This window comes from Veillonella tobetsuensis (assembly GCF_001078375.1).
In the GTDB taxonomy this organism is placed as follows: Bacteria; Bacillota; Negativicutes; order Veillonellales; family Veillonellaceae; genus Veillonella; species Veillonella tobetsuensis.
In genome coordinates this window covers 1-799 of the sequence record NZ_BBXI01000024.1, presented here as the reverse complement: position 1 = coordinate 799, position 799 = coordinate 1, and the positions used below count along the sequence as shown (strand labels likewise).

Genomic DNA, 799 nt, shown 5'->3' with positions numbered 1-799 from the left:
AACTTCAGCTCGCTCATACAACCGTTGCAATGGTGTTTTATGCTTGCCTTTTCCTTGTACGAGTTCCATATGTTGTACTTCAATTTCTTTGGCTAAGAAAGTATATATACATTCATCATTCATATAATGGGTATCTAGCCCTAATTCATTCCAGATGTCTTGCTTTAATATAGCTAATTTAGAGGGTAATGTATCTAGTCTTTTTTGTACTGCTTTTCGCCAGACAAAGGTGTACTTGTTGGCATTAGCCTCTAGTTTAGTTCCATCAATAAAGACTTCATTAAATGTTAAGGTATCACGTCTGTTAATAGCTTCCATCATCTGTGAAAACAGATTCATTAAGATATCTAGTGTACAACGTGCAAAAAATCGTTGAAAAGTCATATGACTTGGAGCTGAATAGCCTTGAAGAAGCCACATATAATTAATATTTTCTTCGCATTGTTGTTGTATCATACGTGTAGAATACACGCCGTTGGACATAGCATAGACAAAAATTTTGAACAGAATATGCGGTGGAACTTTAGATTTTCTCCCTTTAGGAGAATACAAATGCTGTAACTCTTTATAGTCTAATTCCTCCAATACAGCATCGAGTAACCGCACAGGCGCTGTTTCTTTTATCAAAATGCCATAATCCAATGGTAAAACTAGTTGGCGAGGCATTACTAGTTTGGTATAATTAGATTCATTGGTATGGTTTTTGTTCATAATTTAATTATACCAACGAAAAGGGTCCCTCGGGACCCTTTTTGCTTAGAAATATAAAAAAGTTAAGGGGCTGTTTTGTTACAGCCCC

Annotated in this window: 1 protein-coding gene; it reads right to left on the bottom strand. The window is 35.7% G+C overall.

Going from position 1 to position 799, the window contains the following annotated elements; all coding sequences use genetic code 11:
• Window positions 1-711, bottom strand: a 711-nt coding sequence (locus VEI_RS09210; RefSeq protein WP_145749527.1) for a transposase, incomplete at its 3' end; no start/stop codon positions are given.
• Between the last annotated feature and the right edge of the window lie 88 nt (window positions 712-799).